The organism is Alloalcanivorax gelatiniphagus (assembly GCF_005938655.1).
GTDB classification, from domain to species: Bacteria; Pseudomonadota; Gammaproteobacteria; order Pseudomonadales; family Alcanivoracaceae; genus Alloalcanivorax; species Alloalcanivorax gelatiniphagus.
This window is the reverse complement of record NZ_VCQT01000022.1, coordinates 177,642-201,502: the sequence shown is the minus strand read 5'-3', so window position 1 is coordinate 201,502 and position 23,861 is coordinate 177,642. Positions and strand designations below refer to the sequence as shown.

Genomic DNA, 23,861 nt, shown 5'->3' with positions numbered 1-23,861 from the left:
CCGTCCGGGCCGCCAGACGCCATTTTATTCAGAGGTCAGGCAATGCAGGTTTTCAACACAATAACTATTTCTTCCAAGCAAGCACCGCGCCGGGCGGTGTCCGGGCTGGCGATGGCGGTGGCCCTGGCCGCCGGTCTGGTGGCCAGCGGCTGCGCGGTGAACCCGCAGCCGCTGGATCGTGACCAGATCCACGAAGCCATCGAGCAGGATCAGGCGATGATGGACGCCATGGCGGACCCGATCAGCGGCCCGCTGACCCTCGACCAGGCGCTGGCGAGAGCGCTCAAGTACAACCTGGACAACCGGGTCAAACTGATGGAAGAAGCGCTCTCCGAGCGCGGCTTCGAGCTGGCCAAGATGGACATGCTGCCGGTACTGGCGGCCCGTGCCGGCTACAACAGCCGCAGCAACGTGAACGCCTCCAGCAGTGAATCCGTGCTTACCGGCACCCAGAGCCTGGAACCGTCCACCTCGGTGGACGACGATCGTCACTACGCCGACCTGGAACTGTCCTGGAACGTGCTCGACTTCGGCGTCAGTTACCTGAAGGCGAAACAGGAAGCGGACCGCTACCTGATCGCCGCCGACGCCCGCCGCAATGTGATGGCCAAGCTGCTGCAGGAAACCCGCACCGCCTACTGGCGTGCCGCTGTCACCCAGCACCTGCTGGAACGCATCGACGGGCTGCTGGACGAAACCGGCGCCGAGCTGAAGCGCATGAACGAAATCCAGCAGCGTCGCCTGCGCGCGCCCATGGACGTGCTGCAGGAAAAACGCCAGCTGCTGGCGGTGATGCGCAGCCTGCGCAGTTTCCGCCGCACCGTGGACGCCGCCCAGATCGAACTGGCGGCACTGATCAACCAGCCGCCGGGGGTGCATATCGAACTGGCGGATGTGGACAATCTGCCGGAGCTGCCGGAACTGCCGGTGGAGGACCTGGACACCCTGGAGCAGGTGGCGCTGGCGCACAGCAGCGACTATACCGGCCAGATCTACAATGCCCGCATCGCCCAGCGCGAAGCGCGTAAAAGCCTGCTGCGTCTGCTGCCGGGCCTGGAGTTCTCCTACGGCGGCCACTACGACTCCAACAGCTATCTGTACAACGACACCTGGGCGGAAGCCGGTGTGCGGGTGAGCTGGAACCTGCTGCGCCTGTTCGCCCTGGGCGACATCCGCGCCCAGAACGAGGCCCGTGGCAACCTGGTGGAGGCCCGCCGTCTGGCCGCCAACATGGCCACCGTGGCACGGGTCAACCTGGGCTGGCAGCAGTACCGCAACGCGCTCAACGATCTGACCCTGTCCAATGAGTTCCTGACCATCGACGAGCAGATCGCCGACTACAGCGGCCAGGCCCGTTCCAGCAACGCCATGTCCGGCACCCAGACGCTGATGAACGAGGCCCGCGCGCTCAACTCGGTGCTGACCAACTCCCTGGATTACGTGAAAGCCCAGGACGCCTACGGTGGCTTCCTGTTCAGCCTGGGCTTCAACCCGGTGCCGGAGAACTATCAGAGCTACGACGTGCAGGCGCTGTCCAACCGCATCAACGCGGCGTTCGCCGAGTGGACCCGGGGCCCGCTGCCGATCGAAGCCGGCTCGCCCTGGTTCACCGAGAACGTGGCCGGCAGCAACCAGCCGCTGGCCAGCGCCGATGACCGGGAAGCCGCCGCGCAATGAGAGCAGGGTGGTTGATTGGATTATTCACGGCGGTGCTGATGGTCGCCGCCCCGGCGGCGGTCCGCGCTCAGACGGTCAGTGGCGACGGCGATATTCGTGGCCAGATCAGCGCGGTGGAGCACACCGTGCTGGCGGCGCCACGCCAGGGCCGCATTCTGGAAGTGAAGGCGCGCCTCGGCGAGCGGGTGGCCAAGGGCAATGCCCTGGTGCGCTTCGACTGCCGCTCGCCCCAGGCGGAACGGGACGTGGCCCGGGCCCGGCTGTCCGCCGCCCGCGCCCAGCACAAGGTCAATAAGGACCTGCAGGCCTACCAGAACATCAGTGCCCTGGAAGTGGAGCTGTCCGGCGCGGAAGTGGAGCGCGCCGCCGCCGAACTGAAAGTGGCCGAGGTGCGGCTGGGCGACTGCGTGGTGGACGCGCCGTTCGACGGTGAAGTGGTTGGCCGCAACGTGAACCCCTACCAATGGGTGTCCGCCGGTGAGCCGATGCTGGAACTGAGCAGCGTGGTGCGCTTCGAGATCGAGGTGGTGGTGCCGGCCGCCTGGCTGACCCGTGTGAAGGAAGGCTCGGCGCTGACCTTCGTGGCCGACGCCACCGGCCAGACCGTGGCCGCCAAGGTGGCGCGCATTGTCGACCGCATCGACCCGGTCAGCCAGACGGTGCGCTTGATCGCCACGCCCACCGGCGAGGCGGTGGGCGTGCGGCCGGGCATGAGCGGCGCGGTGCGCTTCCCGGCTAGCGCCGGGGCGGATTCATGAATCAACGGGTGATACCCGGTGCCGGTGTTTCCACCGACCGCCTGGCCAGCCTCATCGCCCTGCAGCAGCGGCTGCTGGACGCCGAGGATCTGGCCCAGGCGGAGTACGTGCTGGTCAATGATTCCGCCTACCCGTTTCCCGCCCGGCAACTGATCCTGTTCCGCCACGGCACCCTGCGGGCCCATTCCGGCGCCGCCGAGGTGGACGCCCAGAGCCCCTATCTGCAATGGGTGCGCCGGGTGGCGCGGGCCTTCCAATGGGACCAGGACGGCGACGCCGGCCCGGCCCGGGAGGTGGACAAGGCGGCACTGGCGGAACGCTCGCCGGAGCTGGCCGAGCAGTGGAACGAGTACTGGCCGGCACGGGGCCTGTGGGTGCCGATCAACGCCGGCGGCCGCGCCCGGGGCGGGTTGCTGCTGCTCCGTGAGCGGGCCTGGAGCGAGGCGGAAGGGCGCCTGCTGGGCCACTGGCTGGCCACCGCCGAACCGGTGCTGGCGCGGCTCTCCCGGCGCCCGCCGCTGACCTCCAAACGGAAGCTGGCGGTGGCCGCGGCGGTGCTGGTGACCCTGGCGCTGGTGTCGATTATTCCGGTGCCGCTGTCGATGCTCGGCAACGCGGAGATCGTGCCGGAAGCCAGCAGCATCGTGCGCGCGCCCATCGAAGGGGTGGTGGCGCGACTGGCGGTGTCCGCCAACCAATCGGTGGAGCAGGGCCAGTTGCTGGTGGAGATGGACGACGCCCGCATTCGCGGTCGGCTGGCCGCCGCCGAACAGGCCCTGGCGGTGGCCCGGGCCCGCTATCAGCGGGCCCGGCAAAGCGCTTTCTCCGACCCCAAGGCCAGCGCTGAACTGCCGGTGCTGAGCGCCCAGGTGGACCAGGCGGCGGAGGACGTGGCCTTCTACAGTGGCGAACTGGAGCGGGTGCGGGTCACCGCCCCCCGCGCCGGCGTGGCGCTGGTGCAGAACCCGGACGACTGGGCCGGGCGGCCGGTGCAGCTTGGCGAAAAACTGATGGAAGTGGCCGACACCCACGGCTCCGAGGTGGAACTGTGGCTGCCGGCGGCGGACGTGATCCCGCTGGCCGACGGCGCCGAGGTCAGCCTGTTCCTGAACGTGGACCCGGCCGCCGTGCGCCACGCCACCCTGACCCAGGTGAACTACCGCGCCGAGCAGGCCCCCAACGGGGTGCTCGCCTACCGCGCCCACGCGCGTCTGGCGGAGGGTGAAGCCCTGCCTCGGGTGGGTTGGCGTGGCACCGCCCGGGTGGAAGGGGAGCAGGTGACGCTGGCTTATTACCTGCTGCGCCGGCCCTGGGCCACGGTGCGGAGCTGGCTGGGCTGGTGAACACGGCGACCCCGGACCTGCCGCATCTGCGCCAGGACCTGAAGCTGCACCCGGTGGAGCGCGACGTGGACGGGCGCCGCCGCTGGCTGCTCCACGATCCTGTGGCGCAGCGGTTCTTCCGGCTTGGGGAGCAGACCGTGCAGCTGCTGCCCTTTATCGACGGCGGCGCCGCCGAACCGGCGGCGGCGCGGGCGCAACGGACCCTGGGGCGGCCGGTCAGCGGCGAACAGCTGATGACTCTGGCGGAGTTTCTGCGTGGCCATCATCTGGTGGTGGCCGATATGGAGCAGCAACGGCGCTTCCAGCGGCTGCGCCAGGCCAAGCCCAAGGGCTTCATGTGGCTGCTCAAGCACTACCTGTTTATCCGCGTGCCGCTGGCCAACCCGGACCGCTGGCTGGGCCGGCACCTGGGCAAGGTGGCCTGGCTGGGGCACCGGCGCACCCGGGTGGCCCTGGCGGTGTTGCTGATGCTGGGCGCCTGGCTGACCCTGCGCCAATGGGACAATTTCTGGGCCCAGTTCACCGCACTCAAGGCCATCGGCGGCTGGCTCACCCTGGGCATCGCCCTGGTGCTGGTAAAGGCCCTGCACGAGCTTGGCCATGCCTTTACCTGCAAGGCGAAAGGGGCCCGGGTGCCGACCATCGGGGTGGCCTTTATCGTCGGCTGGCCGGTGCTCTACACCGACACCAGCGACGCCTGGCGGCTGACCCGCGCCCGGGACCGGGTGCAGATCGACCTGGCCGGCATGGCGGTGGAGATCGGCATCGCGGTGGTGGCGCTGCTGGCCTGGCACATCCTGCCGGACGGCGCCCCCCGGCTGGTGTGTTTCTGGCTGGCCACCACCACCTGGGTAATGTCGGTGGTGATCAACTGCAACCCGCTGATGCGTTTCGACGGCTACTACCTGCTGTCGGATCTGTGGCGCCGCCCCAATCTGGAGCCGCGCTCCCAGGCTTTGGCGCGCTGGAAGCTGCGCGAGCTGCTGTTCGCCTTCGGCGAGCCGCCGCCGGAACCGCCCCAGCGACGCATGATCCTGTTCGCCTTTATCGTCTGGGTGTACCGCTTCTTTCTGTTTCTGGGCATCGCCCTGGTGGTGTACCACTTCTTCATCAAACTGATCGGCATCATCCTGTTTGCCGTGGAAATCGGATATTTCATCGTGCGTCCCGTCTACAACGAAGTCCGCCGCTGGTTCACCGGCGGCCGCCGGCCGCGCTGGAACCGCGCCCTGGCACGCACCCTGGCGGTGCTCACCGTGGCGCTGTTGCTACTGGTCTGGCCCTGGCATTCGCAACTGCATTTGCCCGCTTTCCTGCAGCAGCCCACCCAACGGGTGGAAGCGCCCCTGGGCGGGCGGCTGGAACTGGCCGTCGGCAACGGCCAATGGCGGGATGCCGGCGCGCCGCTGGCGGCGGTGCGGGTGCCGGAAACCGATTACCGGCTCAGCGCCGCCGGCACGCGCCTGGCCCAGCTCACCGACCAATGGAACGCCAGCGGGCTGAACCGGGATCTGCTGTTCGACAGCCCGCTGGTGGGCGCCGAGCTGGCCACCCAGCGGGAACGGGTGCGGCTGCTGGAAAGCGAACGGCGGCTGGGAGAACTGACGGCGCCGGCGGACGGCTATGTGCAAACCGTCAACCCGGACCTGCTCAACGGCGGCTGGGTCGGGCAGGGCGAATGGCTGCTGACCTACATGCCGCGCCGGCCGCCGGAGCTGGTGGCCTGGATCGGCGAGGCGGACGTGCTGCGCCTGAAGGAAGGCGGCGAAGCCACCTTCTATCCGCTGGCGCCGGCGGGCAAGCCGCTGAAGGCTTGGGTGGAGAGCATCGAAGGCCAACCGGTGGAACGCCTGCGCCAGCCGCAGATGGCCACCCTCAACGGCGGACCGATCCGCGCCGAGGCCCGCCGGGACGGTACCCTGGTGCCGGAGGGCAGCCTGTATCGGGTGCGCCTGCGGGTACAGGAACCGGACGGCGACTGGACGCCGGTGATGCCGGCCCGGCGCGGCGCGGTGGTCATCGACACCGAGGCGCGCAGCTTTCTGGGCCGGATCTGGCGCCATGTGGTGGCGGTGTGGCGCCGGGAAGCGGGCTTCTGAGCCGGTCTCCTTAGCTGGCCGCCGGTGACGGCGCCTTGGCGGAGACCGCCTCCACCGGGCCGGGCTCCATGCCGAAGGTGGGGTAGAGCGACGCCACCAGCAGCAACGCCATGGCGCGGTTGAACAGCACCAGCCGGCGCCCCTGGTGCAGCCGGCTTTTCAGGGCCGCGCCGAACAGGTTCCAGCTGCTGATCAGCGGTAATCCCACCACCAGAAAGGCGGCGGCGATCAGCGCTACGCTGGCGGTGAAGCGGCCCGGCTGGCTGAAGGTGGCGACGCCGGTGAGAATCATCATCCACGCCTTGGGGTTCACCCACTGAAACAGGGCCGCCTGGATAAAGGTCAGGGGCCGGGCATCCCGATCCGTCTCGCTCAGGTGACGGGTGCGTACCAGCCGCCAGGCCAGGTACAGCAGATACAACGCGCCGCCGATCCGCAGCGCGGTCAATGCCTGGGGAAAACGGCTCAGCAACGGGCCCAGCCCCAGCGCCACCCCCAGCAGCATCACCTGGCAGCCAAAGGTGATACCGAAGATGTGCGGCAACGACCGGCGGAAGCCGGCGTTGGCGCCGCTGGCCATCAGCATCAGATTGTTGGGCCCCGGGGTGCCGGTCATCACCGCCACGAAGCCGATCAGCGCCACCAGTTGTTCAACGGGCATGGCACTTCTCCCTGGCCCTGGTCATGACCTGGAAATCGATTTCATTGCAGCCCTCGAAGGTGAGGATGGCGATGTGCATGGTGCTGTCTCTTGGCTGAGCGTGGAGGGATACAGCCTAGGTGGACGTGGCCGAACGATACAGATATAAAAAGACGAAATTGAATCGGTACAGTTAAGGGTCGACGTGAACTGTATCGACGTTTTGGATGGCAACTGTACCGGTGACGGGATTGACGGGGAGCGCGCGGCCATGAGCTACGCGGACAAACGCTATGAACAACTGGCGGACCAGCTTGAGACGCTGATCCGGGACCAGGTCTATCCGGTGGGCGGCCGCCTGCCCGGGGTGCGCAAGCTGGGCGAACAGCACGGTGTCAGCGTGGCCACGGTGGTGAGCGCCTGCCGGGAGCTGGAACAGCGCGGCGTGCTGGAGGCGCGGCCGCGCTCCGGCTTTTTCGTGTGTCCGCCGCCGGCCCGGCGGGAAGCCCCCAGCCTGCCCAGCGTGGGCCGAAGGCCGCGGGCGGTGACCGGCCAGGAGCGCCTGCTGCGCATGGTCCAGGCGGTCAACGACCCGGCCCTGGTGAATCTGGGGGCGGCGGTGGCGGACCCGGACTTCCAGCCGGTGGCGGGGATGGAGCGGGCTTTTCGCACCGTGCTGCGCGAACAGCGCCGGCGCTGCGTGGGCTATGAGTTCCCGCCCGGTGCGCCGGAGCTGCGCGCCGGCCTGGCCCGGCGGCTGGCGGCGCTGCGTTGCCCGGTGTCCCCGGACAATGTGCTGATCACCAACAGCTGCCAGGAATCCGTGGCCATCGCGCTGCGCATGCTGACCAAGCCCGGCGACACCGTGGCCATCGAATCGCCCACTTACTACGGGCTGTTGCAGGTGATCGACTCCCTGGGCCTGAAGGCCCTGGAAATTCCCACCGACCCGATTCAAGGCCTGTCCCTGGAAGCGCTGACCCTGGCGCTGGAGCGCTGGCCGGTGGCCGCCTGCGTGGTGGTGCCCAACTTCTCCAACCCGCTGGGCAGCGGCATGCCGGACGCCCGCAAGCAGCAGCTGCTGAGCCTGTTAACGGCCCACGACGTGCCGCTGGTGGAAGACGATATCTACGGTGATTTGCCGCTCAACGGGCCGCGTCCGCTGCCGATCAAGGCTTGGGACCGGGACGGCCGGGTTTACTACTGCGCGTCCTGCTCCAAGACCCTGTCCGCCGGTCTGCGGGTGGGCTGGCTGGTGCCCGGCGCCGACCGGGAGCGGGCCTGGTACCTGCAGTTCATCAACACGGTGTCGGTGGCCACCCCATCGCAGCTGGCGCTGGCCCATTTTCTCGACCACGGCCAATACGACCGGCACCTGCGCACGGTACGCGCCCTGCATGCCCGGGCGGTGGCGCGCATGACCGCCCGGGTCACCGAGCTGTTTCCGGCGCACACCCGGGTCAGCCGGCCCGCCGGCGGCTTTGTGCTGTGGTTGGAACTGGCCGCCGACGTGGACACCACGGAACTGGCGGAGCGTGCCCTGGAGGCCGGCGTCAGCTTCGCCCCCGGGGCCCTGTTCTCCGCCTCCGGCAAGTTCAACCACTGCCTGCGGCTGAACTGCGCGGTGCGCTGGGACGCCCGGGTGGAACGGGCCCTGGGGCGGCTGGCCGCATTGCTGTAAGACAACACACTTCTCTACACGCCGTAGGAGCGGCTTCAGCCGCGATCCAAGGTTCGGTTGTAATCCCGACCTTGATCGCGGCTGAAGCCGCTCCTACAGCTTGGGCTAACCTTCCAGCTCGGCCAGTTCGTCGTCGAAGAAGAACCGGTCCTCGCCGAAGGCGGGCTCCAGATGGTTGAGCCAGGTGGCGTCCGGGTTGTACTTGGCGAAGAACGGGCGCTGCACCCAGTCCGCGTTGCGGCCCTGGATCATGCGCAGCACGAACACCTTCTCGCCGTGGATCTCGGTGATGCCCTGGATTTCCACCTTGCCCGGATGGCTGGACATGCTCGGGCCCCGGGCGGTGCGCGCCAGGCCGGACACCTTTTTCATGGCATCCCGATAGATTTCCCAGGCACGGGCCAGGGGCACTTCGAAGTAATGCCGGGCGCCGGTGTCGCGTTCCACGAACATGTAGTAGGGCACGATGCCCAGTTCCACCTGGGTCTGCCACAGCCGCGCCCAGTCGTCGGCGTTGTCGTTGATGTGCGCCAGCAGCGGGCCCTGGGCGCGGATCTGGGCGCCGGTTTCGCGCACCCGGCGGATCGCCTCCCGGGCGATGGCCGGCTCCATTTCCCGCCAGTGGTTGTAGTGGGCCATCAGCGCCAGATGCTTGCCGGCGGCGCGCACTTCCCGGAACAGCTCCAGCAGGTCGTCGGCGTCCGCGTCGGACACAAAACGGTGGGGCCAGAAGGTCAGCGCCTTGGAACCGATGCGGATGGTGCGCACCTGCTCCAGCTCCAGCAGCGGCTCGATATGGGCGCGCAGGTTCTTGGTCTTCATCACCAGCGGGTCGCCACCGGTGATCAGGATGTCGGTGATCTCCGGATGAGCCTGCACATAGCGTTTCAGCTGGCCGGCTTCCTTGGTGGCGATTTTCAGATCGTTGTCGCCGATGAACTGGGCCCAGCGGAAACAAAAGGTGCAGTAGCTGTGGCACACCTGGCCCTGGCTGGGGAAGAACAGCACGGTCTCGTTGTATTTGTGCTGGATGCCGTCGATCTTCTCGCCATCCACCTCCGGAATGTTGTGTTCCATCTGGCCGGCCGGGTGCGGATTGAGCGCCTCGCGCACCGACGCCACGGTGGCGTCGATCTCCGCTTTGTCGCCGCCGCGCAGGGCCGCCGCCACCCGCTCGAAGTGCTCCGGCGCCAGCATTTCCTTCTGCGGGAAAGTGAGCTGGTAGATCGGATCGTCCGGTACCCGGTCCCAGTCGATCAGTTCCTCGATGACGTACTCGTTGACGCGGAACGGCAGCACACTGGCCACCACCTGCATGGCGAAGCGGGTGTCCTCGTCCAGGCGCCGCAGCGGTTCGATCTTGTCCAGTTGGCGGGCGGTGAACACCTTGAACCGGCGAGCTTCCCAGTAGTCGGCTTCCGGCTGCTCACGCAGCGGGATCACCGTATTGGCTTCTGACATGGTTTTCGCTCCTCATCATGCGCCGGCGTGCGACAAACGCCGCCGGTACACTGGCCGCTTAACCAGCGTTATGAATGTGTCATTTCTGCGATAGCCGGTGATAACGGCTGGAAACGGGCTCCACGGGAGCCCAAATGACCCCGGCGCATGGGTGACCGGGGCAAGCGCGTAAACGGTACGCGGCGGGTATCGAAGGGCGGCGCCGGCCTTCGAGGCGGGGGAGTCTATGCGCTGCCCGGACAAAGCGCAAAATCGCCAGGAACCGCCACGCCATTATCCATGTTATGTTTCCCCTCTCGTTACGGAGGGATCCATGCAGGACTCGATCGTCAGAACCGCCGCCCTGGTGGAGAGCGGCCTGGTCTGGTTGTATGACTTCTGGCCGGCCATCGCCGGCCTGGTCGGTATTTCCCTGGCGGTGGCGGTCACGCTGCACGTGGCCCAGCACAAGCGTGACGCCCGCGCCGCCGCGGCCTGGACCGGGCTGGTCTGGCTGGTGCCCTTCCTGGGCGCGGCCCTGTACCTGATGCTCGGCGTCAACCGCATTCAACGCCGTGCCCGGCAGCTCACCGGCGGTGGCATCGACGCCGCCCTGCGCGCCGGCCAGGAGCAGGGCACGCCGCTGCAAACCGACCGCCTGCAGGTGCTGGCCCGGCTGGTGGGCCGGCTCACCCGCCTGCCGCTCACCGGCGGCAACCGGGTGACTCTGTTGGAATCCCCCCAGGTGCTGGACGCCATGATCGAGGCGGTGGACCAGGCCAGCGAGAGCGTCTACCTGGCCACCTACATCTTCGGCAACGACGCCGCCGGCCGGCCCCTGGCCGATGCCCTGGTGCGCGCCCACCGGCGCGGGGTCAAGGTGCGGGTGCTGCTGGATGGGGTTGGCGCCCTCTACTCGCTGCCGCCGATCACCTTCCGGCTGCGCCGCCAGGGCGTGCCGGTGCAGCGTTTTCTGTACTCCATGGCCCCCTGGCGCATGCCCTACATGAACCTGCGCAACCACCGCAAACTGATGGTCGTGGACCGCGCCCTGGGCTTCACCGGCGGCATGAACATCCGCGCCGGCTACATCTCCGAGCCGGCCACCATCCAGGACCTGCACGCCCGGGTGGAAGGCCCGGCGGTGGCCCATCTGCTGCTCAGCTTCGCCGCCGACTGGGCGTTCACCTGCCGGGAGGAACTGAACGACCACTACGCCGGCGACATGGACCTGGGCAGCGTGCAGGCGCGGGGCGTCAACACCGGCCCGGACGCCGACTTCGACAAGCGCCGGCTGACGGTGCAGGCGGCAATCGGCGCCGCCGAACGCGAGATCCGCCTGGTCACGCCGTACTTCGTGCCCGGCCAGACCTTGCTGGCCAGCCTGCAACTGGCGATTCTGCGCGGCGTGCGGGTGGTGATCCTGGTGCCGGAGAAAAACAACCTGCGGCTGGTGCAATGGGCCAGCCTGCATGCGCTGAAATGGCTGGCCAAGGAGGGCGCGGAAATCCACGCCTCGGCGCCGCCCTTCGACCACACCAAGCTGCTCACCGTGGACGGCCACTGGGTGCAGCTTGGCTCCGGCAACTGGGACGCCCGCAGCCTGCGACTGAACTTCGAATTCGATCTGGAATGTTATGATGACCCGCTGGCCGCCGACGCCAACGCCCTGATCGACCGTAAACTGGCCCGGGCCCGGCCGCTGGCCGACGCGGACTTCCGTGCCATGCCGCGCTGGCGTCTGGTGCGCAACGCCCTGGCACACATGCTCGAACCCTACCTGTAAGGACTCGCGACCCTATGCGCCTGCCCCGTGCCCCGGAACTGCCGGATGCCCTGGTGACGCTCTCCCGCCTGCAATTTCTGCACGGCTTCGTGGTGGTGGCGGTGGCCACCGCCATCTGGCTCCCCGACCCGGTCACCGCCCGACCCTGGCTGGACATCGTGCCGGTGCTGGCGGCCCTCTACCTGCTGCTGCAAACCGGGCTCTACTTTGGTGCGGAACTGGCCCGTGGCGGCCGCACCCTGGCCCCGGCCGCATCGCTGCTGCTCACGGCCTGCGCGGCCACGCCGTTTCTGCCGGCCTGGCTGTCGACGCCGTTGATGGCGGTGGCGGTAATGATGCTGTTCGGATTGGAGAAGGTGGGGGCGGTCCGCGAGCACTGGCCGGAGGCCTGGCTACGCGGCCGTAAACAACATATGCAGTTCGTGATGGTGTCCCTGGCCAGCGTGCTGTTCTGGCTGATCAGCCAGGACAACCGGGCCCTGCTGAACGCCGCCGGCGGCTGAGCACCGCCGGCGGCGTACCGCTGCCGGCTACTTCTTGGCTGGCCCGCCCGGGCCCAGCAACGCCCACAGGATCAGGCCGACCACCGGCAATACCAGAACCAGGATAACCCACAGAACTTTTTCGCCGGTGCTGGCACCGGACTGCACGATCTTGATGATGGCCAGAATATCCAGCACCAGAATGATCAAACTCAGAATCTTACCCATTGTCCCACTCCCTAGGTGTTGTTGAAATTCCTCTCCGACGCTATCCCGCCCCCGCCGGCGGGTCCAGCATTGCATGGTAAAAGCCAGTAAAGCCCCCCTGCACAGCCCCCCGGACTGGCGTCCCCGCATCGAATCATTACAATGGACCGCCTCAACGCCCAGGCCCATTCACACCTCGCGGATACCGCCGCGAGGCCGGAGCCCGGAGGGCGAGCAAGCGCCTCATAAAGAGGGCTTGCTCCAGCCCAAGTGCGACGAACTCGCACAAACAATGACGGTTTCAAAATGCCCCGGTAGCTCAGTTGGGTGAACACGGGGCCTTCCGGCGCACAGCGCCGGCCGTGTTCACGCCTCGCGGATACCGCCGCGAGGCCGGAGCCCGGAGGGCGAGCAAGCGCCTCATAAAGAGGGCTTGCTCCAGCCCAAGTGCGACGAACTCGCACAAACAATGACGGTTTCAAAATGCCCCGGTAGCTCAGTCGGATAGAGCAAGCGCCTCCTAAGCGCTAGGTCGCAGGTTCAATTCCTGCTCGGGGCGCCAAATTCCCATCCGTCCCCATCCGAATTAATCCGTAAGGCCCTATAAATAAAGGCGTGTGTGGCCATGGAGCGGCCAAGCCAGTCCGAAACGGTCCATTGAAATCTGGGGGTAACAGGGGGTAGCTTTGGGGGTAATCAAAACCTTCATCAGGAAAGTTACCCCCCAATGGCCCTTACCGATTCCGCCGTCCGATCCGCCAAGCCAGAGGCCAAGAGGCGAAAACTCTTTGATGGCCGGGGTTTGTACCTTGAGGTCACGCCGACAGGCAGCAAACGATGGCGGCTCAAGTATCGATTCGCCGGCAAAGAGAAGCTTATGTCCCTGGGGGTCTACCCAGACGTATCCTTGAAGGACGCACGGGATAAGCGTGACCGTGCTCGCTCGATATTGGCGAGTGGCACCGACCCTATGGAGCAGCGCAAGGCAGAGCAGGCGAGCCGCTCAGGTGCGAACCGCTTTGAGGCCATCGGCAGGGAATGGCTTGAAATGAGGCGGCGTGAGCTGGCCGAAAGCACCTACACCAAGACGCTTTGGATGCTGGAAGCCTTCGTCTTTCCGACCCTGGGCAAGATGCAGGCCCAAGAGATCACCGCGCCGACGCTGCTGATGGAGCTGCGCAAGTTGGAAGCACGCGGCAAGCACGAAACAGCCCACCGAGTGAAACAGACATGCGGTCGTATTTTCCGATATGCCATTGCCACCGGCAGGGCGGAGCGGGACCCCAGCGCTGACCTGAGGGGTGCTCTCGCTCCCGTAGTGAGTGAGCACAGGGCAACTATCACGCGGCCAGCCCAAATGGGCGAGTTGCTCCGTGCCATTGACGGCTACACGGGCCAGTTCACAACGCTCTGCGCTCTTAGGTTGGCGCCGCTGGTTTTCACCCGCCCAGGTGAGCTCCGTGCTGCCGAGTGGGATGAGATTGATCTGGGTGCGGCTGAATGGCGTATACCGGCGGGACGCATGAAGATGCGAGCTGAGCACATCGTGCCTTTGTCTCGTCAAGCTAAGTCAATTCTGGAAGAGCTCCAACCGTTTACCGGTAACGGGCGATATGTATTCCCCGGGGTTCGGACCTCGTCCCGCCCAATGTCGGAAAACACGGTCAACGCCGCTCTCCGCCGGATGGGATACACCAAAGATGATATGACTGGGCACGGATTTCGCTCTATGGCTTCCACTCGCCTCAATGAAATGGGCTGGAACCCGGATCTTATCGAGCGTCAGCTCGCTCATGCGGAGCGAAACAAGGTGCGAGCGGCCTATAACCGGGCTGAGTACCTAGCAGAGCGGCGCAAGATGATGCAGGCCTGGGCGGATTACCTCGATGCCTTGCGGGAGGGCGCGGAGGTTGTTCCCATCCATCAAAAAAGGCAGCAAGCCCCATGAATGTGACCAGAAAAGGAGCACAAAATGAAAATCGATTTGTCAAAATCGCCTCTCGGTAGGCCCTATTACGCGGCCTGGATCAAAAGCCACCATCAAAGTGAGGATGGGTCAACGTACCTGGTCACCCGGTTTCTCTGTGATGAATTTTCCACCCGGGAGGAAGCTGAAGAAGCATTGGATAAAATTCCTGATGATGGCAACGAGCGGGGCGTCTGCCGGGCCGCTTGCCTCTGAAGAAGACCCGGAATGGATCATGCTTAAACGCAGAGTGAAGAGAGGTTTGACATGGAAGCTAATGGGATCATTACCAGAATGGATGATGGAGCAAAGTTCATTCAATGGGGAAATCAAGAGATAGCTATTGAGTGCTTTCTGAGCAATCCGGCTATCTGTGAAGAGCAGAAAGCGAAGGTGAGGAAAGCGATAGAGCCTAAACCTATGCCTTTGGCTCCGATCTCTGCTCCACGGTATCGAATATTCTACCTTGTTGAAGGCAAGGAGCGCCAAAGTGCCTGGTTGTACGATGAAAGCAATGCCAGGAAAGGCCTCGCTATGATGCAGGCCAAGTACGGCAAGAAAAACGCTGTTATCTACGTTGATTAGCAAGGTCTCGCCAGCCTAGGGTCGCCCCCGAACGGCCGGATACCCGCCGGCCTGACTGGTGAATCAACTGGGGATGTCATAGGGGTATGACATGGTGTACCAAGGCAAGAAGCTGGTTAAGTTTGAACGCCGTATTGGGCTTGATGTGGCGGCTGAGTACTTTTCTGATTTGGTGGGATTCCCTACGGACATTGATGCCTTTGAGAGGCTAGCTTATGGGCGAATCCCTTTCTACATGGAGCCTCGGCAAGCCAGCGGAATTGCCAGTTTCGTGGGCATGACCGAGGAGCAGTATCAGGCTGAAGTGGGTAAAACCACGCCCATAACAGATAGCTCATTGCGGTGCCTCATACCATTAGGCGGGCGCATTTTCGTTCCAGAATTTATCGAAAGTGAGCTTCCTTTTCCGCTCTTTCAGCCTGTCCTTGACGGAATCACGTGCACCACGCCAACGGAGGATGGGGACCAGATACATTGGTTTTTGTGGAAGCAGGGAGCCAACGAGTTATGGTCCTTCGGCCCATATGATGTCGACTTTTTGGAAATCGTTGTATCTCCGAAAGATGTTCACTCGTTGGCTGAAATCACGAACGATGAATCATGCTGGCCAGACCATGAAGAGGGCTGTATATCAAGGGCTTTGGTCCATGGGCGGTCTCAAATCCTTAGGGATAAGTATATCGAGATTTGCTCAGTTCGCGCCTTGCCAGCTACAGCGAGGGAGGAACTCGAGTCAAATGAACCGATAGGTGCCGGGCAGTCGCAAAGGCTGAATATTGGACAATCAGTTTCGCCCCATCTCGCCATCGCTGGGATGGTGAGGCTATTACGTGAATCCACAAACCACACCCAGGACAGCATTCAAGAATATATAGGGGATGCTTTTGGAGGAGCAAGAGGCACCAGTAAAAGTGCGCTGCAGAAGCTGTTCCGCGATGCAAACGCAGCAGGTGAAGAAGCTCTGAAGTAGTAATTGCAGTTGCAAATCTCGTTTTTGCAGATGCAATGACACCCCCAATCCCCTGCTAATAATGGGAAGCGTCTAAGCCAATGTGAGACGCAACCAATGACACCGAGCATCCCCGAGGCAGGTTATCTCCGTCTACCCCAAATCTTGGGCCAGCAGGGAGTCTCCGCCGACCAGGCAAAACGTAATCGAGAACTTGGCCAAGGGCCAAGGCGCCCCCGGCCAGCCCTCCCAGCCATCATTCCCGTGAGTCGCTCCACTTGGTGGGCCGGCGTCAAGTCAGGGCGCTTCCCGAAAGGGATAAAGCTGCCGGGTGGCAACGTCACGGTCTGGCGAGCCTCTGACATCCGTGCCTTCTTGGAGGCTGGCCAGGGAGATGCGGCATGACGCTGAAACAGAAAGCCCCCGCTCCGGATGCCGCCGGTAGCGAGGGCCAAGGTCTTTACAAGCTTCCTCCTAAGCATCCTACCATCGGCCCCCGACATCGTCGCCTCCTGGAAGCACTGCTTTCCGGCCCTATAACCAGAGAGCAGGCTGACAGCATCGCCAGGGCCTCGAACTCGCCTCACTGGATCATGGAGCTACGACACCGTGGCTTGGTAATCCAATGCCAGCGCCGGAAGAGGCGAGATTCAGACGGCAACTGGATACGCCCGGGCGTCTATTCCCTTGCCAGGGAGTCGATTCCCTCGGCGCGTCGGCTCTTGGAGGGCGCTCCCCATGAATAGCGCTTTTCATTTAACAAGCCCTGTGGCGGCTTTCGGCGAGGCCCCGAAGCTAGGCGATTCCGCATTAAATGCGGTGGGCTGGGAGGACTGGCAATGAGTCTATCCTGGGCCTTCGGCACGCCGATCCCGAGAGCGTGACACTCTATGGCGCTTTCTCGTGTTAAAGCCAAGAGCCGCCGTGCCGCCGGGAGCTTCGCTGCTCTGCCTCATATCGTGATGGAGAGCGGAGACTTCCGGTGCCTTTCCGGGAGCGCTATGAAAGTCCTCATGTGCTTGCTACGTCAGTATACGGGCAAGAACAACGGCGACTTGAGCGCCTCATACACGCAGGTTAAGGCCTGGGGGATAGGCAGCAAGAGTACCCTCACCAGGGCCCTGGAAGAGCTCCAGGAGCGCAATCTGATCCAGCAAACCCGAGAGGGCCGCTTCCTCAACCCTGGCGGTCGGTGCGCACTATACGCGCTGACCTGGCAGGCCATCGATGATTGTGACGGCAAACTGGATGTCGGGGGCACGAACGTGCCGCCCCGTAAATTCACCCTGGGGCAAGCAAAAAACCCGGTCCAGAAACCGTACCCAGAGCGTACAGAAAGCGTACCGAAGGGGGGGCATTAGGCGATGCAATACATAGCCATCGGTACAGAAAATGTACTCATTGAACCACTCCGCTTGGTACACAAACTGTACTCCTTCTTAGATATACCAGGGGGTCACCCTGGTAACCGTCTATTCTCTTCAAGAAAAAGGCTTTTAATAGCGCGCGGGCCAAATTTTGAAGCCCCTTGCGAGCCACTTCGTTCCCGAGCGAGTTCCGCCAGGGGGCGTCATGGGTGAAGTCTACGAAGACGCTCTGAAACGGCTATCCGATATGGGTGTAACGCCTTTGCTGGGAGGCCTGGTGCCGGAGTGTGCCACTGCGGACCTCCTTGGATACAGCCAGTCCTGGTTCCGGCAGCGTGCCGCGGCCGGCCAGGCCGTTTTGCCCTATGTCCCTCGCGGTAACCGGCGCTTCTACAAACTCAAGGACATCGTACGGTTCGTGACGGAAACCGCAGGTTAGCGCAGGTGTTCGGCGGATTTCTCCGGTGACGCCTGCTTGGCGTGCGCGAGATAGTTGTGACATGGATTTAGAGACCATTACGCGCGCGGGGCCTGGGCAGAATCCGAAAGGCCTTACCGGCGCGCTAAGCGAGCAACCAGGAGCAGCCGTGAGCAATCTTAGCCGGGTAGAAAAACGCACCCTCAATCAGTTGGCGCACGCCCACGCCCAGATATATGAGGCCCGAGCCAAGTTCAGCCTCCGGGAGGAACTGGACCGGCTCAAGTCCGAGGGGCTTTCCGAGCAGGCGGCGCTTTCCCGGCTTCACAAGATCAACCCGCGAATCAGCGCTCCGTAGCAGGCTGGTCCGGCAGTACCTGACAGTCTGAAAGAAACAGGATGGATACAGAGATGGCTCAGTTCAAACCCGGTAAATCTGGAAATCCGAAAGGCAAACCCAAAGGTGCCCAGAGCCGTTTCACCAAGATGCGGGAAGAGCTGAAAACAGACCTGCCGGACTTGCTGGAATCCACCAAGCAGGCGGCGCTCGCTGGAGATATGACCGCAATGCGTCTGCTTCTGGAGCGAACGCTACCTCCCCTCAAAGCCACAGCCGCCCCGCTGGTAATCGAAGGCCTGGAGCAGGCCGCCACGCTCACCGACAAAGCAGCTCTAATCTTGGCGGCGATTGCTCGGGGGGACATGCCCCCAGACGTGGGCGCCTCCCTTGTGGATGCCTTGGGGCGGCTCGCCAAGCTGAAGGAACTTGACGACCTTGAGGCCAGGATAGCGGCATTGGAGGAACAGCAATGAGCACTGGATTGAAGAGCAGAGTGACCAGGCTAGAGGCTGGTTCTGTTTCCAGTCAGAGGGGAGCCCCTTTGGTCATTTTTCTAGAGCCAGGTGGCGTAGATGCCGCTGAGGCTAGCTTCCAGGGGTACTTGGTCACCGGCGCTGGTGGTCCTCGGGAAGTTTACGAGGGGGGGAGCAAGGAGTTGGTGGAGAGCGAGCTCGAAGCCGCAGCTCGTACACGTGGTGTGGTGCTTCTAGCTTCCCAGCTGTGAGGCATCGCCCCTACCCAAGCGTTTAAAGAGGTAACGAAAATGTCCATTTTTTCTGCCGGCGCCAGCCTGTACGGGGCCAACAAAGGCGCAAAGGCCATGGCCGACGCCATCGAACAAGCCGTCGAACTTCAGCGCGAGCAGATGCGCCTAGCGAAAGAGCGGTTCACCCCTTACGCCGACGCTGGGACTGACGCGCTTGGTCAGTACCAAGCCAACATCGGCAACCAGCCGACCTACGAAAACACCCTGGCGAACCTGGTCAACGACCCGGGTTATCAGTTCCGCCTGCAGCAGGGCCAAGAGACGCTGGAGAACAGCGCGGCCGCCCGGGGCAACCTGCTTTCAGGGGCTACGCTGAAAGACCTCCAGGACTACTCGCAAGGGTTGGCCTCCCAAGAGGCCGCTAGCGCTTACGCCAGGGACTTTGATGCCTTCAACAATACCCAAAACCAGTTGGGCAACCTCTTGAGCCTCGGCTTTGATGCCAATGCCCAAATTGTAGGGTCCGGACAGAGGGGCACTAATAATCTGGCCAACCTGGCGCTGATGGGCGGCAAAAATACCATGAACCTGTGGAACTCCCGGGCTAATGCTTTGGTGGACCTGGGCAACAACATCGGCCAAGCCATTGGCGGATCATTCGGAGGTTGACATGACGAAGCTTTCTGACTTGGCCCGATTTGGTGTCACCTCTCTGTTTGGTGCCGAGCCCTATGCTCGCGGCATGCAGCAGCGGCAAGATGCGGACCAGCAGCGCACTCGAAACCGGCTACTTGATCTCAAGCTGGAGAACGCACCAGAGCAAATCCAGCGGGACAACCGATTGGCGGACCTGGGTATCCAGAAGGCCGAGCAGGGCGTTTCCCTAAACGAGCAAAAGCTGCGTAGCGGCGAACTCGATTCCGACCTGGAAAACGCGCGGCTGTTCATTGGTGCCCTGGGCAGCGATTTCGAGCAACTCGACCCGGAATCTCAGCGACGACAATGGTCCGCCGCTCGCCAGCGAGTCATCGGCATCGACCCAAGCAACGAGGACATCCCCGAGATGCCGGAGCGCAGCGCCTACCGGCTGATTCGGGGCATGGCGGGCTTGGTGGGTGCGAAGGGACCAGAGACGACCGGGTTTCTCCGGGAACTTGAGGCCGCAGGCATTGATCCCCGTTCCCAAGAGGGCCGGCAGCTGATACGGGGAAGGTACTCAAAGAAAGGTACCACCGTGAACGTCAACACCAGTCAACCAGGTGGTGCGAGCGAGAAGAAATTCTCGGAGGCGTTAGGGGCTCAGCAGGCCAAACGTTACGACCAGATCATCGCTGACGCTCAGGGGGCCGATGGCCGAATAGCGCAGGCCAGGGAGCTCATTGAGATACTGGATGGCGGCTTCGAAACTGGTCCGCGAGCTACGGTTATGAAGCCGTTCCAGTGGGCTGGAGAGGTTATTTCTCCAGGATCGACCGATTACGACAAGTACAACCGGTTCCAGCAGATTACCGCACCTATGGTTAAGGCTTTGCGCGAGCCTGGTGAAGGTCCGATGTCTGATGCCGACCTCAGGTTCATGCAGCAGGCTGCTGCCGGCGTCGGAAATAGCGTGGAGGCCAACAGATTGGCCGCGCATGCTGTTATCAGGGCCGAGGAGCGCAAGGAGCAATATGCAATGCAGGCTGAGCGGTGGGTGCGTGATAACGGGTCCCTGGATGGCTTTCAGGAGTCCTGGGACCGGTATACCAAGGCAAACCCTCTCTTTGAGACGAGTGAGGGTGACTTGTCGGTGGACGACTTGGTGAACATGTATTCGGGAGAAGAGTAGTGGCAACGATGGAGCAGCTTGAGAAAGCACTGAGAGGGGCGCATAGAGCAGGGAAAGCTGAACATGCGCGGCGTTTGGCTAGTGAAATCAGACGCCTGCGGTCTGATGAATTTCGACCAGTGGACACAGATCTGACCGGGCGCCTTTCCAGTTACGCCGAGGCCCAGCCTCCTATCTCTGGTTTGGGCGACATTCTGCCTAGAATCGGCTCCTCCATAAAACTGGCCCTGCAGGAAGCCACCAGCTTTGATGAGCAGCGTCTGATGAATGTTCTCCAAGAGGAGTACCCGGGCGTGACGTTCGAGCAGGACCCGGAGGGTTATACCGTCGCGGACTTCACTGACATTGGTGGTGGCCGAGGTTATCTGAATGTGCCTGGTCTTGATATGAGAGACATGAACCAAGCCGCCATGGCCGCCGTCCAGTTTTCCCCTGCAGGCGCCGCAGCGGCGAAAGGAACCACCCTTCTTGGCCAGGCGGCGCTGGGAGGTACTGTGTCAGCGGGAACTGAGGTTGTGCGCGATCTTGCATCTCAGGCTGCTGGCGGTACTGAGGAATTCTCAATGGCCAATCTTGACGGGTGGAATATCACCGCAGCTGGCGCCATGGGAGCAGCTGCCCCATATGTCGCGCGGGCCGTCGAAGGTGCCGTCAGGAGAATCGCCGGTAAAGGTATCCGGGTTCTGAATGAGCAAGGAGGCTTTACCGATGAGGCGATGCAGACACTCCAGGCTGCCCAGGCGGGCCCTGAACAGCTCAGCCGCACAGTCGCTAACCGACTCCGCCAGCAGAACGTTTTGACCCCCGAGCAGGCCCAGACTTTCAATCTGTTCCGGTCTCAGGGAGTCAATGCGACCCGCGCAAACCTGACCCAGTCCGCTGATGATTGGCAGCTTCAGCAGGAAGCCATCAAGCGCAGCGGCCCGATGCGAGGCGCCGTTGACGCCCAGGACCGCGCCCTGGCAGCCAGAGGCGAACAGCTTATTGAGCGCACCGGGGGGCAGACGGCGGGGCCTCTCGACACCGGCGAACAGGTTTTCAGTGCGGTCACTCGAAAGGCCACCGATCTCGACGACCAAATCTCTCAGCTCTACCGGGAAGCATATAACCGGGTCAGCGACGACCCGGTTATCGTCATGGGCCGTACTGTTGACGCTCTTCGTCGGAATGCGGGCATGAATCAGCGCTCCGATGGCACCGTAACCGCCATCCAAAGCGCGTTGCGCGATGCTGGCGTGCTTGGCCAGGGTATGAGGATGGGCGGCGAAATGGTGCCGCGACGAATTGGCACTCTCGGCACAGGCCAGCGCGAGTTCAAGCCCACCCAGATCAGTGTTCGCTTAGCTGAGAAGTTGCGCCAGGACTTGAACAACCTGTACTCAGGTGCCAATGACCAGGGCCGGCGGATCATCAACCAGGTCAAAAATGCCCTGGACGATGATGTGTTTGGGGCTACCGGGGAGGATATTTTCAGAGAGGCGAGAGCGGCCAAGAGCGCCTTTCACAGAGAATTGGAAACCAAGGCCTTGTCGAAGTTCGACAAAAACACGCGATCCCTGGTGCAGGATGTACTGGAAAACCGTGTGGCGCCGGATCGCCTGTTTGAGAAGTTGGTTGTTCAGAAGGGAACTCGGGCCAGCGACCTTAAGGCGATGAAAGACTACTTGTTATCCGGCACCGAGGATCAAGTGACCCAAGGCAACGGCGCCTGGAATAGTCTGAGGGCGGAAACTCTCCGCTACATGATTGAGAAGGCCACTGGCACGGCGGCTAAAACCGAGGGTGGTGAAGCGGTATTCAATGGCAATCAGTTCCGCAAGGCAATGGACCGGATTGGCGGCGAACGCCTGCGTACTCTATTCGGACAGGATGAATTCATGGACATCGCGGCACTACGCAAGATCGGGGAGTTGCGCATTCCTGTATCCATGACGCAGCAAGGCAAGGGGCCGTCCGCTCAGGCCGTTTCGGAGATTATCGACGAATTGCCTTTGGGAAGAGCGGCCAGGAGATTGTTTACTCTCAGAAAGGGAATGGGAGCAACCAGGGCTATGAATGATGCTGTACAGCCCGGTATGGCCACGGAGCGAGTTCTGAACCAAAGGCTCATTGATCCTCAAACAGCACAGCAAGGCGCCGCAGTGCTGAGACAGCAGACTTCTGACTAGAAGAACGTGTCGATGAGGATGATAGGTAAGCCGAAGATCAGAAACAGACCGCCGAACATATACATGATAAGCATCAGGGTGCCACTTACCGCAAAGGTGAAGCTGCTTACCTTGATGACGATGTCTAACATCTTCGGGTCGATAGCGGCGACTTCCGGTCGCCGCTCGACCGCGCGACCGACGACCAGCGCAACGAAGGCAGTCATAGTCAGGATTGCCAAAAGAGCGGCAAGCCCGACAAATACAAGCACGGTTTCCGTATCCATCATCTGATATAGAATTTCACACTGGAGCTCATATATTCGAGCGTAGCATAGCGGGAATCTTCTGCATTCAGGTCAGGCATATACACAGAGAATGCAGTGCTGTTCCCGGGCGATATTTTATTTACATTGAACTCTTTGGATTTTTCGTTTGCCGTGATACGGAATGTGAGATTTTCATGCGTGACAGATTGAGTATTGATTATCCGCCCTTCAAATTTGATCCCGGTAAGATGCTCTTCCTGGGATGCACGTACAACCATGAAGCCTTTGTTAATCTCTTGAACGTCCGGCGTAGCGAAGTCCACGTTGTACCTGAACTTTCTAAGCAAGTAGTCAAGATTCAGGTCTTGTGTGGTGGTCTGTAGTGCTTTGAGTTCGCTGGCCAATTCCATATTGGTTGCTTGGAGCCCCTTCACTGTCATTGTAAGCATGCCAATCTGGCTGGCCCGACGCTTTCCTTCTGTGAACTGGTAAAGCAGAAGGTATATAACGCCTAGTAAAGAGATCACGGCAAGAGTTAAAGCGAACCTTCCCTTAGATTTCCCTGCAGTTTCCATTTCCCCTCCTAGTCTCAAACATCAAGGGCTTGCCTCAGCATGCGGGCCCAGCTTGCAGGCCTGATTCGGTACTGGGGGTGCCGCCGTCATTATCAGTGGTGCAGTGAGGCATCGCTGTTGGTATTGAATTGTTGACCTGCAATGGTGCCCGGATGCCGCTGGTAGGGGCGTGAGTACACGGACGCAGGATTCACCAAAGAGAGCCAATCTGCCGGCTGAGGAGATGCCTTCCCTGGTAAGCGTTTTTTGACCCATGAATTTACTTGGTAATAAAGATGTGATCCATGTCTCATAAGGACCGACCGGTCATCATGTCGGTGGACCCGGAACCAAATGAATGCGTGACCTTTGAGAAGCTATGGTTGGGGGTAGCTATTGGCCCGGCTTCGCGATGTTTAAAGTCGCTTCCTGTGGGGGTATTTATTGGGGTGTCAGCTCTGATTGGAATTGAATAATTACAATAAATTCAATGAATTACGGTGTTTTTGTGGCTCCTGCTCGGGGCGCCACCTTTCCAGACTCCCGAATTTACCCACCTTTACAGACAGCGCCGCCCGGCCGGGGCATGCTTTGCGCCACTCAAACAGCAGTGGTAAGG

The 23,861-nt window shown here is 62.5% G+C and carries 22 protein-coding genes and 1 tRNA gene; 18 read left to right on the top strand and 5 right to left on the bottom strand.

What is annotated here, in order from left to right; genetic code table 11:
- Positions 1-42 precede the first annotated feature (42 nt).
- From FGS76_RS06440 to FGS76_RS06425, 4 genes are read left to right on the top strand one after another with little or no spacing between them, the layout of a single operon-like run.
- On the top strand, positions 43-1,677 hold the full coding sequence (locus FGS76_RS06440) for a TolC family protein (RefSeq protein ID WP_138771802.1): 1,635 nt from the start codon (positions 43-45) through the stop codon (positions 1,675-1,677).
- A gap of 11 nt (positions 1,678-1,688) precedes the next feature.
- On the top strand, positions 1,689-2,435 hold the full coding sequence (locus FGS76_RS06435) for an efflux RND transporter periplasmic adaptor subunit (protein WP_170214415.1): 747 nt from the start codon (positions 1,689-1,691) through the stop codon (positions 2,433-2,435).
- Complete coding sequence (locus tag FGS76_RS06430) at positions 2,432-3,778, top strand: efflux RND transporter periplasmic adaptor subunit (RefSeq protein ID WP_138771800.1); 1,347 nt, start codon at positions 2,432-2,434, stop codon at positions 3,776-3,778. The genes FGS76_RS06435 and FGS76_RS06430 overlap by 4 nt, the downstream gene beginning before the upstream one ends.
- Positions 3,775-5,877 (top strand): HlyD family efflux transporter periplasmic adaptor subunit, encoded by a 2,103-nt coding sequence (locus FGS76_RS06425; protein WP_138771799.1) that lies wholly within the window; start codon positions 3,775-3,777, stop codon positions 5,875-5,877. Before FGS76_RS06430 ends, FGS76_RS06425 begins: the two co-directional genes overlap by 4 nt.
- Before the next feature lie 10 nt (positions 5,878-5,887).
- Here FGS76_RS06425 and FGS76_RS06420 read toward each other — a convergent pair whose 3' ends face one another.
- Positions 5,888-6,538 (bottom strand): LysE family translocator, encoded by a 651-nt coding sequence (locus FGS76_RS06420; RefSeq protein WP_138771798.1) that lies wholly within the window; start codon positions 6,536-6,538, stop codon positions 5,888-5,890.
- 250 nt (positions 6,539-6,788) lie between these two features.
- Here FGS76_RS06420 and FGS76_RS06415 point away from each other — a divergent pair, with 250 nt between their 5' ends.
- A complete protein-coding gene (locus FGS76_RS06415) occupies positions 6,789-8,198 on the top strand; it encodes an aminotransferase-like domain-containing protein (RefSeq protein ID WP_138771797.1) in 1,410 nt (469 codons plus the stop codon).
- 105 nt (positions 8,199-8,303) lie between these two features.
- On the opposite strand, the gene FGS76_RS06410 is transcribed toward FGS76_RS06415, so the two are convergent.
- Positions 8,304-9,659: a KamA family radical SAM protein gene (locus FGS76_RS06410; protein ID WP_138771796.1), complete on the bottom strand. Its 1,356-nt coding sequence runs from the start codon at positions 9,657-9,659 to the stop codon at positions 8,304-8,306.
- 313 nt (positions 9,660-9,972) lie between these two features.
- Here FGS76_RS06410 and FGS76_RS06405 point away from each other — a divergent pair, with 313 nt between their 5' ends.
- Both FGS76_RS06405 and FGS76_RS06400 read left to right on the top strand, forming a co-directional pair.
- A complete protein-coding gene (locus tag FGS76_RS06405; RefSeq protein WP_138771795.1) occupies positions 9,973-11,424 on the top strand; it encodes a phospholipase D-like domain-containing protein in 1,452 nt (483 codons plus the stop codon).
- Positions 11,425-11,438: 14 nt separating this feature from the next.
- A complete protein-coding gene (locus FGS76_RS06400; RefSeq protein ID WP_138771794.1) occupies positions 11,439-11,927 on the top strand; it encodes a hypothetical protein in 489 nt (162 codons plus the stop codon).
- A gap of 27 nt (positions 11,928-11,954) precedes the next feature.
- Here FGS76_RS06400 and FGS76_RS06395 read toward each other — a convergent pair whose 3' ends face one another.
- Entirely contained in the window at positions 11,955-12,134 is a 180-nt protein-coding gene (locus tag FGS76_RS06395) for a PLDc N-terminal domain-containing protein (RefSeq protein WP_138771793.1), read from the bottom strand.
- A gap of 464 nt (positions 12,135-12,598) precedes the next feature.
- Between FGS76_RS06395 and FGS76_RS06390 the strand changes: the two genes are divergently transcribed.
- The 11 genes from FGS76_RS06390 (at position 12,599) to FGS76_RS06330 (ending at position 22,440) form a co-directional block, all read left to right on the top strand.
- A tRNA-Arg gene (locus tag FGS76_RS06390) sits at positions 12,599-12,675 on the top strand.
- A 165-nt stretch (positions 12,676-12,840) separates the two neighbouring features.
- Positions 12,841-14,061 (top strand): tyrosine-type recombinase/integrase, encoded by a 1,221-nt coding sequence (locus tag FGS76_RS06385; RefSeq protein WP_138771792.1) that lies wholly within the window; start codon positions 12,841-12,843, stop codon positions 14,059-14,061.
- Between the two features lie 24 nt (positions 14,062-14,085).
- Entirely contained in the window at positions 14,086-14,295 is a 210-nt protein-coding gene (locus FGS76_RS06380; protein WP_138771791.1) for a hypothetical protein, read from the top strand.
- A 51-nt stretch (positions 14,296-14,346) separates the two neighbouring features.
- On the top strand, positions 14,347-14,664 hold the full coding sequence (locus FGS76_RS06375; RefSeq protein WP_138771790.1) for a hypothetical protein: 318 nt from the start codon (positions 14,347-14,349) through the stop codon (positions 14,662-14,664).
- Positions 14,665-14,755: 91 nt separating this feature from the next.
- Entirely contained in the window at positions 14,756-15,634 is an 879-nt protein-coding gene (locus tag FGS76_RS06370; RefSeq protein WP_138771789.1) for a hypothetical protein, read from the top strand.
- 1,551 nt (positions 15,635-17,185) lie between these two features.
- Positions 17,186-17,419 (top strand): DNA-binding protein, encoded by a 234-nt coding sequence (locus FGS76_RS06355; RefSeq protein WP_138771786.1) that lies wholly within the window; start codon positions 17,186-17,188, stop codon positions 17,417-17,419.
- A gap of 148 nt (positions 17,420-17,567) precedes the next feature.
- Positions 17,568-17,756 carry a hypothetical protein gene (locus FGS76_RS06350; RefSeq protein WP_138771785.1) on the top strand — a complete coding sequence of 63 codons (189 nt, stop codon included), beginning with the start codon at positions 17,568-17,570 and terminating at the stop codon, positions 17,754-17,756.
- A 53-nt stretch (positions 17,757-17,809) separates the two neighbouring features.
- Complete coding sequence (locus FGS76_RS06345; RefSeq protein WP_138771784.1) at positions 17,810-18,211, top strand: DUF5681 domain-containing protein; 402 nt, start codon at positions 17,810-17,812, stop codon at positions 18,209-18,211.
- A 290-nt stretch (positions 18,212-18,501) separates the two neighbouring features.
- A complete protein-coding gene (locus FGS76_RS06340; RefSeq protein WP_138771783.1) occupies positions 18,502-19,113 on the top strand; it encodes a hypothetical protein in 612 nt (203 codons plus the stop codon).
- Position 19,114: 1 nt separating this feature from the next.
- Entirely contained in the window at positions 19,115-20,272 is a 1,158-nt protein-coding gene (locus FGS76_RS06335) for a hypothetical protein (protein WP_138771782.1), read from the top strand.
- The gene (locus FGS76_RS06330) at positions 20,272-22,440 is read left to right on the top strand and encodes a hypothetical protein (protein WP_138771781.1); all 2,169 of its coding nucleotides are present in this window, start codon (positions 20,272-20,274) and stop codon (positions 22,438-22,440) included. Before FGS76_RS06335 ends, FGS76_RS06330 begins: the two co-directional genes overlap by 1 nt.
- On the opposite strand, the gene FGS76_RS06325 is transcribed toward FGS76_RS06330, so the two are convergent.
- Positions 22,437-22,709, bottom strand: a complete 273-nt coding sequence (locus tag FGS76_RS06325; RefSeq protein ID WP_138771780.1) for a hypothetical protein — start codon at positions 22,707-22,709, stop codon at positions 22,437-22,439. The two genes, FGS76_RS06330 and FGS76_RS06325, sit on opposite strands and share 4 nt — an antisense overlap.
- On the bottom strand, positions 22,706-23,263 hold the full coding sequence (locus FGS76_RS06320; RefSeq protein WP_138771779.1) for a hypothetical protein: 558 nt from the start codon (positions 23,261-23,263) through the stop codon (positions 22,706-22,708). Before FGS76_RS06320 ends, FGS76_RS06325 begins: the two co-directional genes overlap by 4 nt.
- Positions 23,264-23,861 lie beyond the last annotated feature (598 nt).

Excerpts from the sequence above, each read along its gene's own strand:
- FGS76_RS06440 (WP_138771802.1), top strand. The coding sequence starts at position 43 with ATGCAGGTTTTCAACACAATAACTATTTCTTCCAAGCAAGCACCGCGC.
- FGS76_RS06430 (WP_138771800.1), top strand. The coding sequence starts at position 2,432 with ATGAATCAACGGGTGATACCCGGTGCCGGTGTTTCCACCGACCGCCTG.
- FGS76_RS06420 (WP_138771798.1), bottom strand. The coding sequence starts at position 6,538 with ATGCCCGTTGAACAACTGGTGGCGCTGATCGGCTTCGTGGCGGTGATG.
- FGS76_RS06415 (WP_138771797.1), top strand. The coding sequence starts at position 6,789 with ATGAGCTACGCGGACAAACGCTATGAACAACTGGCGGACCAGCTTGAG.
- FGS76_RS06410 (WP_138771796.1), bottom strand. The coding sequence starts at position 9,659 with ATGTCAGAAGCCAATACGGTGATCCCGCTGCGTGAGCAGCCGGAAGCC.
- FGS76_RS06405 (WP_138771795.1), top strand. The coding sequence starts at position 9,973 with ATGCAGGACTCGATCGTCAGAACCGCCGCCCTGGTGGAGAGCGGCCTG.
- FGS76_RS06400 (WP_138771794.1), top strand. The coding sequence starts at position 11,439 with ATGCGCCTGCCCCGTGCCCCGGAACTGCCGGATGCCCTGGTGACGCTC.
- FGS76_RS06395 (WP_138771793.1), bottom strand. The coding sequence starts at position 12,134 with ATGGGTAAGATTCTGAGTTTGATCATTCTGGTGCTGGATATTCTGGCC.
- FGS76_RS06385 (WP_138771792.1), top strand. The coding sequence starts at position 12,841 with ATGGCCCTTACCGATTCCGCCGTCCGATCCGCCAAGCCAGAGGCCAAG.
- FGS76_RS06380 (WP_138771791.1), top strand. The coding sequence starts at position 14,086 with ATGAAAATCGATTTGTCAAAATCGCCTCTCGGTAGGCCCTATTACGCG.
- FGS76_RS06375 (WP_138771790.1), top strand. The coding sequence starts at position 14,347 with ATGGAAGCTAATGGGATCATTACCAGAATGGATGATGGAGCAAAGTTC.
- FGS76_RS06370 (WP_138771789.1), top strand. The coding sequence starts at position 14,756 with ATGGTGTACCAAGGCAAGAAGCTGGTTAAGTTTGAACGCCGTATTGGG.
- FGS76_RS06355 (WP_138771786.1), top strand. The coding sequence starts at position 17,186 with ATGGGTGAAGTCTACGAAGACGCTCTGAAACGGCTATCCGATATGGGT.
- FGS76_RS06345 (WP_138771784.1), top strand. The coding sequence starts at position 17,810 with ATGGCTCAGTTCAAACCCGGTAAATCTGGAAATCCGAAAGGCAAACCC.
- FGS76_RS06340 (WP_138771783.1), top strand. The coding sequence starts at position 18,502 with ATGTCCATTTTTTCTGCCGGCGCCAGCCTGTACGGGGCCAACAAAGGC.
- FGS76_RS06335 (WP_138771782.1), top strand. The coding sequence starts at position 19,115 with ATGACGAAGCTTTCTGACTTGGCCCGATTTGGTGTCACCTCTCTGTTT.
- FGS76_RS06325 (WP_138771780.1), bottom strand. The coding sequence starts at position 22,709 with ATGATGGATACGGAAACCGTGCTTGTATTTGTCGGGCTTGCCGCTCTT.
- FGS76_RS06320 (WP_138771779.1), bottom strand. The coding sequence starts at position 23,263 with ATGGAAACTGCAGGGAAATCTAAGGGAAGGTTCGCTTTAACTCTTGCC.